Genomic DNA, 6,352 nt, shown 5'->3' with positions numbered 1-6,352 from the left:
GCTGGGTCCCGGCCTGCGCGGTGAGATCGCTCCGGGCCTGGTTAAGGAGGTCCTTGGCGTTGCTCTTGACTTCGCCGGCCACATTCGCGGCCTCGGCCTTCGCCGTCTCGGTCACGTTTTGCGCCGAATCGGCGGCCTGCCGCTTCACTTCGCCGGCCTCGTCCTTGGCGGTGTCCGTCTTGGAGGCCGACCCTGCGGCCGACGGGAAAGTTGTGCTTGGCCGCAGCTCCGGCTCCGCGCCGAACTGGGTACCCGCTGGCGCTCCCGGGGTGCCGTAGCCGCTGTCCTGGGGCCACTGGTTCTCTGTCATCGTCGCTCTCTTTCCTTGTAGATCTGCCGCCGGGGAGGAGCACCGGCAGCGCCGAACGCGAATAGTAAGCATGATTACCTTTAGATGGTAAGCATGCTTGGCATCTGGTTGCAAGGTCCATTTTGAAATTGCTGGGTTCCYGCCGGTTAGGGTTGAAGCATGGACGGAACGGCGGGCGCCTGATGGCAAAGCGGGGCAGGGCGGCCGGCCGCAACGCCGGAACCTCGACGCCGGGAGTGGTGGATGCGCCCAAGGGCACCCGCCCGGACGGTCCCGCCGCGGGCGTCTACTACATCGACACCGGCGACTGCGAGCTGATCCCGGACCAGGACAATTCCACCGGGTGGCTGCTGCGGATCAACGGCGTGATGAGCTCCCACATCGACCTCGCCGATCCGCTGTTCCTCGACTTCGAATACATGCGCTGGATCGCGGCCCTGGTGGAATCTCGCTGGCCGCCGGCGGGACGGCCCAAGCTGCGCGGCCTGCACCTGGGCGGCGGGGCGTGCTCGCTGGCACGCTACTTCCATGCTGCCTATCCGGAGGCCCGCCAGGTGGTGGTGGAGCTGGACGGCAAGCTCGCCGAGTACGTCCGCGGCTGGTTCGACCTCCCCAAGGCCCCGCTCCTGCGCCTGCGGGTGGGCGAGGCGCGGGAAGTGACCGAGGCCCTCACGCCACAAACGCGGGACCTCATCATCCGGGACGTCTTCGCCGGCTCCGTCACCCCGCGGCCCCTGACCACCAGCGAGTTCACCGCCCACGCCCGGCACGTCCTGGCCCCGGGCGGGATCTACGTGGTGAACTCCGGCGACGCCCCGGCCCTGAGCAACGCCCGCGAGGACGCCGCCACCATTGCCGCGGCCTTTGCGCACACCATGATCATCGCCGACCCCGCCATGCTCAAAGGCCGGCGCTACGGCAACATGATCATCGCCGGCAGCGACCTGCCGTTCGACGAGGACCCGGGCCTGGCCCGGCGCCTGCTGGGCGGCGCTGTGCCCGCCCACATCTGGAACGACGCCAAGGTCCGGGCCTTCGCCGGTGGTGCCGCCGTCCGCCACGACCCCGAAGCCCCGGCGTCCCCGGCGACGGCACCGGCGGCACCCGGCCCGACGCCGTCGTCGCCGACTGCTCCGTAACTGCCCTTTTTACGCCCCAAAACGGCGCCTACGGAGCAATCGATGCGTAGCCGCCGCGCCCCATGAGCGCTTCGCGGTGGGCGTCCGTCTGCTCACGCAGGGCCTGGACGACGGCGGCCACTGCCGGCCGGCGCATTGAGTCCGGCCGCAGCACCATCCAGTAGGGGAGCCGCTCCGCGAACTCGTCCGGCAGCAGTCTGACCAGGTCCGGGTGCAGGTCCGCGGCGAAGCACGGCAGGAAGCCGATTCCGGCCCCGGCGCGGGTCGCTTCAACGTGGACAAACACGTTGGTGGAGCTCAGCCCGTCCCGCATGGTCGGCACCAGCCGCCGCGGCGCATCGAGGTCATCAACCTGCAGCATGGAGTCCACGAAATACACCAGGGGGTGCGCCTTCAACTCCTCCACCGAGGCCGGGGTTCCGTACTCGGCCAGGTAGCTGCGCGAGGCGTACATGCCCAGCATGTACTCGCCCAGCCGGGCCGCCTCCGCCCGGTGCACTTGTGGCTCGCCGACCACCACCTCGATGTCCAGCCCGGAGCGCTGCTGCAACGCCCGCCGCGTCACCGTGATGATTTCGACGCTGAGCCCGGGGTGGTGCCGGCGGAGCCGGGCCACCGCCGGGGCGGCGATATAGGCGCTGAAGCCGTCGGTGGCCGTCATGCGGACGACGCCGGTGACCGGGTCCGGCGTCGTTCCGGGCTGCTCGAGCGACCGCACCGCGCCCTCCACCTGTTCCGCGACGGCGACGGCGGCGGCGCCGAGCTCGGTCAGCTCCCAGCCGCCGGCGGCCCGGGACAGCACCCGGCCGCCAAGGGCCTTCTCAAGGGTCGCGATCCGGCGGGAGACGGTGGTGTGGTTCAGGCCCAGGGCCTGGGCCGCCGTCGTGAATTTTGCCGAACGGGAGACGGCCAGCAGGACCAGCAGGTCATCCGGGTTAGCGTTCATATCTGCAATTCTGCACATACATGGTGCCGCTTTGGCCATTGAACCGCTCTAAATCTGCGGCAATACTCGATGAAGCCCATTTTCAGTGCCGTGCATCACAGCGCGTGTCATCGTGGACACTAAGGAGATCGACATGAGCGTAGACCAACGCTCCGCAACACCCCCCGCCGCAGCCCCCAAGGGTGCAGGCCTCAAGAAAATCGTCGCCGCATCSATGGTTGGCACCGTCGTGGAATGGTACGAATTCTTCCTCTACGCCACCGCCGCCACCCTGGTGTTCGGCAAGTACTTCTTCCCCGCCTCCGGCAACGAGCTCGACGGCATCATCCAGGCCTTCCTGACCTACGCCGTCGGTTTCGTGGCCCGCCCGCTCGGCGGCGTCGTCTTCGGCCAGATCGGCGACAAGCTGGGCCGCAAGCCCACCCTGCAGCTGACCATTGTCATCATTGGCGTCTCCACCTTCCTGATGGGCTGCCTGCCGGGTTTCGTCGACATCGGCTACCTCGCCCCGGCGCTGCTGGTTGCGCTGCGCTTCATCCAGGGCTTTGCGCTCGGCGGTGAATGGGGCGGCGCCGTGCTGCTCGTGGCCGAACACAGCCCCAACGAGTCCCGCGGTTTCTGGTCCAGCTGGCCCCAGGCCGCCGTCCCTGTCGGCAACCTGCTGGCCACCCTGGTCCTGTTCATCATGTCCAACGTCCTGAGCGCCGCCGACTTCCTCGGCTGGGGCTGGCGCGTGGCGTTCTGGCTCTCCGCGGTGATCGTGTTCGTCGGCTACTACATCCGAACCCACGTCTCCGAGTCGCCGATTTTCCTTGAGGCCAAGGCGCAGCTCGAGCAGGAGCAGGCCGTGAGCTTCGGGGTCCGCGAAGTGATCCGCAAGTACCCCAAGGGCATCCTGCAGGCCATGGGCCTCCGCTTCGCCGAGAACATCATGTACTACCTCGTGGTCAGCTTCGCGATCGTCTACCTGAAGTCCGTCCACAAGTACGACACCTCCTCGCTGCTGCTGGCCCTGCTGATCGCCCACGTTATCCACTTCCTCGTAATCCCGCAGGTGGGCCGGCTGGTGGACAGCTGGGGCCGGAAGCCGGTCTACCTGGTCGGCGCCATCACCGGGGCCACCTGGCCGTTCTTCGCGTTCCCGATGTTCGACACCCGCAACCCGGTGATCATCGTGCTCGCGGTGACGATCGGCCTGTGCCTGCACGCCTTTATGTACGCCGGCCAGCCCGCCCTGATGTCCGAGCTGTTCCCCACCCGGATGCGCTACGCCGGCGTCTCCCTCGGCTCGCAGGTCACCTCGATCTTCGCCGGCTCGCTGGCGCCGCTCCTGGCCACGGCGTGGCTGAAGGACACCGGATCCTGGCTGCCCACCGCCATCTACCTCGTTGTCGCGTGCGCCATCACCACGGTGGCCGTGCTCAGCCTCAAGGAAACCAAGGGCGTCGCCCTCGAGGACGTTGACCGGGCCGACGCCGAACGCGAAGGCCTGGCCGTCGCGGCCAGCCGCTGACCCGCATCACCCCGACGTGCTTGACTCTGATCACGCTGAATCTCTGAACTGGAAGGCTGGGTAATGGAAAATACGCTCAACGGCCGCAAGGCCTTGGTCACCGGCGGTGCAGGCGGGATCGGCGCGGCCAGCGTCCGCGCCCTCGCGGCAAGGGGAGCGAAGGTGGTGGTCGCCGACGTCGACGAGGCCGCCGCTACCGCCCTCGCCGACGAGGTGGGCGGCACCGCCTGGGCCGTCAACCTGCTCGACGTCGAGGCCCTGCAGACGCTCAGCCTGGACTGCGACATCCTGGTCAACAATGCCGGGATCCAGCGCATCAGCCCGATCGAGGAGTTCGATCCGGCCGACTTCCGCCGCATCATCACCCTCATGCTGGAAGCGCCGTTCCTGCTGATCCGCGCCGCGCTGCCGCACATGTACGCCAACGGGTTCGGCCGGATCATCAACCTCTCCTCGGTCCACGGGCTCCGGGCCTCGCCGTTCAAGGGGGCCTACGTGTCCGCCAAGCACGGCCTCGAGGGGCTCAGCAAGGTCACGGCCCTGGAAGGCGGCGCCCACGGGGTCACCTCGAACTGCATCAACCCCGGCTACGTCCGCACCCCGCTGGTSGAGKCSCAGATCGCCGACCAGGCCAAGGTACACGGCATTCCCGAGTCCGAGGTGCTGACCAAGATCATGCTTACCGAGGCCGCCGTCAAGCGCCTGGTGGAGCCGGAGGAGGTCGCCTCCCTGGTGGCGTGGCTGGCCTCGAACGACGCCGGTATGGTCACCGGCGCCAGCTACACGATGGACGGCGGCTGGTCCGCCCGCTAACCCTGCGCAACAGGGATCGGCTGCAGACCCGCCCGGGCATTCCTGCCCGGGCGGGTCTTCCGTCTTAAGGCCGGGGCGGCCGGAGTGGCCGGGTGGCCTTGCGGTCCTCCCGGCGGGCCCGCCTGCCCGCCTATTCGGCGGACCGCACGTCCCGGTAATCGAAGAACATCAGGGTTCCGGCCGGTGTCCCGGGGATGCGCAGCCCCACGAACGGTGCCCTGACCGMCACCACGGTCCCCTGCCGGCGGCCATTGAAGGGGTCGTCGCCCACCACCACCTGGCCGATCCGGAACGGGACCCGCTCGCCGCGAAGAGTGTGTGCGGCGCGGCCAAGGACCCGGCCGAGCCGTCCCGCAGACCGCGTGCCTGCCGTCTGTGAATGACCCATGGGAGTGCTCCTTGCCCGCGAACCGACATCCTTCGCGGGGGCCCGGCCCGGGTGATGCGGGCTCCCCAGCCTGACCGCCGCCGTTCCGGTGCCCCCGTGCAGCCACCCTAGGCTCCGGTCCCACCAGTCACACGAGTAACGTTTACCCCTTCCCTGCCCGGCACCACTTGGGCGGCGGCGCGGGATACTTGGACGCTGCGCCCGCTCCGGAGGCTCCGGCCGCGGAGCTTCCTTCCGCCCAGCAGGCAGCAGGATTGTCTGGGATTCCAGACACGCGTGCGAACGGGATCCTCCCGGCTGGCACCATCCGGAGGCATGCTTAAGTACGGGATACCGGACACCGGCCGATGCTGAAGAGGACCACATGACCACCACCACCCTGCCCGCGGAGGCACCCGCCGTCGAGCCTAAGGCGGCAGCCGCCAGGCCCGCCTCCAAGGTGCCAGCGGCCGAGAACACGCTGCGCATCCTGAAACTGCTGGCCTCCAAGCGCGGGCCGATGGCGGCGTCGAACATTGCCACGTCCCTGGGGCTGCCGCGCTCCAGCGTCTACCACCTGCTGGGGGTGATGGAGGCCAACGGTTTTGTGCTGCACCTGCACGAGGAGCAGCGCTACGGGCTCGGCATCAGCGCCTTCGAGCTCAGCTCCGCGTACTCCCGGCAGGAACCGCTCTCGCGGCTGGGCCGGCCGATGCTCGCGACACTCGTGGATGTCATCGGCGAGAGCGCCCACCTGGCGGTGCTGCACGGCCGGGACGTGCTCTACATCGTGGAGGAGCGGGCCAAGAACCGGCCCTCCCTCGTGACCGACGTCGGCGTCCGGCTGCCCAGCCACCTCACCGCCAGCGGCCGGGCCATCCTGGCCGCGCTGCCGAAGTCCCAGGTCCGGGCGCTGTACCCGAACGCCGCGGCCTTCAGTGCCCGGCATGAGACGGAAACGCCCATTACCAAGTACTCGGTGCTGTCCTCCCACCTGGACCAGGTCCGGCAGCGGGGCTACGCCACCGAGCACGGCGAGGTGACCCCGGGATTCGGATCGATCGCAGCCGCCGTCACCGACCACACCGGCTGGCCGACCGCCGCCGTCGCCGTCACATTCCTGGAGGACAAACTGCCCGCCGAACAGTGGCCGGTCCTCGCCGCGCGGGTCAAAAAAGTCGCCGATGACCTCTCCGTCCGGATCCACGGCCGCCCCAGCCCCACCAGCGCGCACTAGGCTCCGTTCCGGGTCCGGGAACCGGCG

Annotated in this window: 6 protein-coding genes and 1 pseudogene; 4 read left to right on the top strand and 3 right to left on the bottom strand. The window is 68.9% G+C overall.

The genetic code is table 11. The features are described 5' to 3' along the window. Positions 1-310 (bottom strand): annotated as a pseudogene (locus tag AC1DHD_RS02450) (hypothetical protein); the annotation flags it as partial. A 182-nt stretch (positions 311-492) separates the two neighbouring features. Here AC1DHD_RS02450 and AC1DHD_RS02445 point away from each other — a divergent pair. After that, positions 493-1,449, top strand: coding sequence for a spermidine synthase (locus AC1DHD_RS02445; protein WP_476878159.1), 957 nt, complete (start codon positions 493-495; stop codon positions 1,447-1,449). Positions 1,450-1,477: 28 nt separating this feature from the next. On the opposite strand, the gene AC1DHD_RS02440 is transcribed toward AC1DHD_RS02445, so the two are convergent. Further along, entirely contained in the window at positions 1,478-2,395 is a 918-nt protein-coding gene (locus AC1DHD_RS02440) for a LysR family transcriptional regulator (protein ID WP_476878158.1), read from the bottom strand. A 133-nt stretch (positions 2,396-2,528) separates the two neighbouring features. On the opposite strand from AC1DHD_RS02440, the gene AC1DHD_RS02435 reads away from it, so the two are divergent. Together AC1DHD_RS02435 and AC1DHD_RS02430 are read left to right on the top strand one after the other, a co-directional pair. Next, the gene (locus AC1DHD_RS02435; RefSeq protein ID WP_476878157.1) at positions 2,529-3,908 is read left to right on the top strand and encodes an MFS transporter; all 1,380 of its coding nucleotides are present in this window, start codon (positions 2,529-2,531) and stop codon (positions 3,906-3,908) included. Positions 3,909-3,971: 63 nt separating this feature from the next. Further along, a complete protein-coding gene (locus tag AC1DHD_RS02430) occupies positions 3,972-4,721 on the top strand; it encodes a 3-hydroxybutyrate dehydrogenase (RefSeq protein WP_476878156.1) in 750 nt (249 codons plus the stop codon). A 130-nt stretch (positions 4,722-4,851) separates the two neighbouring features. On the opposite strand, the gene AC1DHD_RS02425 is transcribed toward AC1DHD_RS02430, so the two are convergent. After that, on the bottom strand, positions 4,852-5,109 hold the full coding sequence (locus AC1DHD_RS02425) for a hypothetical protein (protein WP_476878155.1): 258 nt from the start codon (positions 5,107-5,109) through the stop codon (positions 4,852-4,854). 364 nt (positions 5,110-5,473) lie between these two features. On the opposite strand from AC1DHD_RS02425, the gene AC1DHD_RS02420 reads away from it, so the two are divergent. Further along, a complete protein-coding gene (locus AC1DHD_RS02420) occupies positions 5,474-6,325 on the top strand; it encodes an IclR family transcriptional regulator (RefSeq protein ID WP_476878154.1) in 852 nt (283 codons plus the stop codon). Positions 6,326-6,352: the final 27 nt, after the last annotated feature.

It is taken from the genome of Arthrobacter sp. 05L45_2 (genome assembly GCF_056397525.1).
Note: the sequence above shows the minus strand (reverse complement) of the source record. Positions and strands in the feature narration are given on the sequence as shown.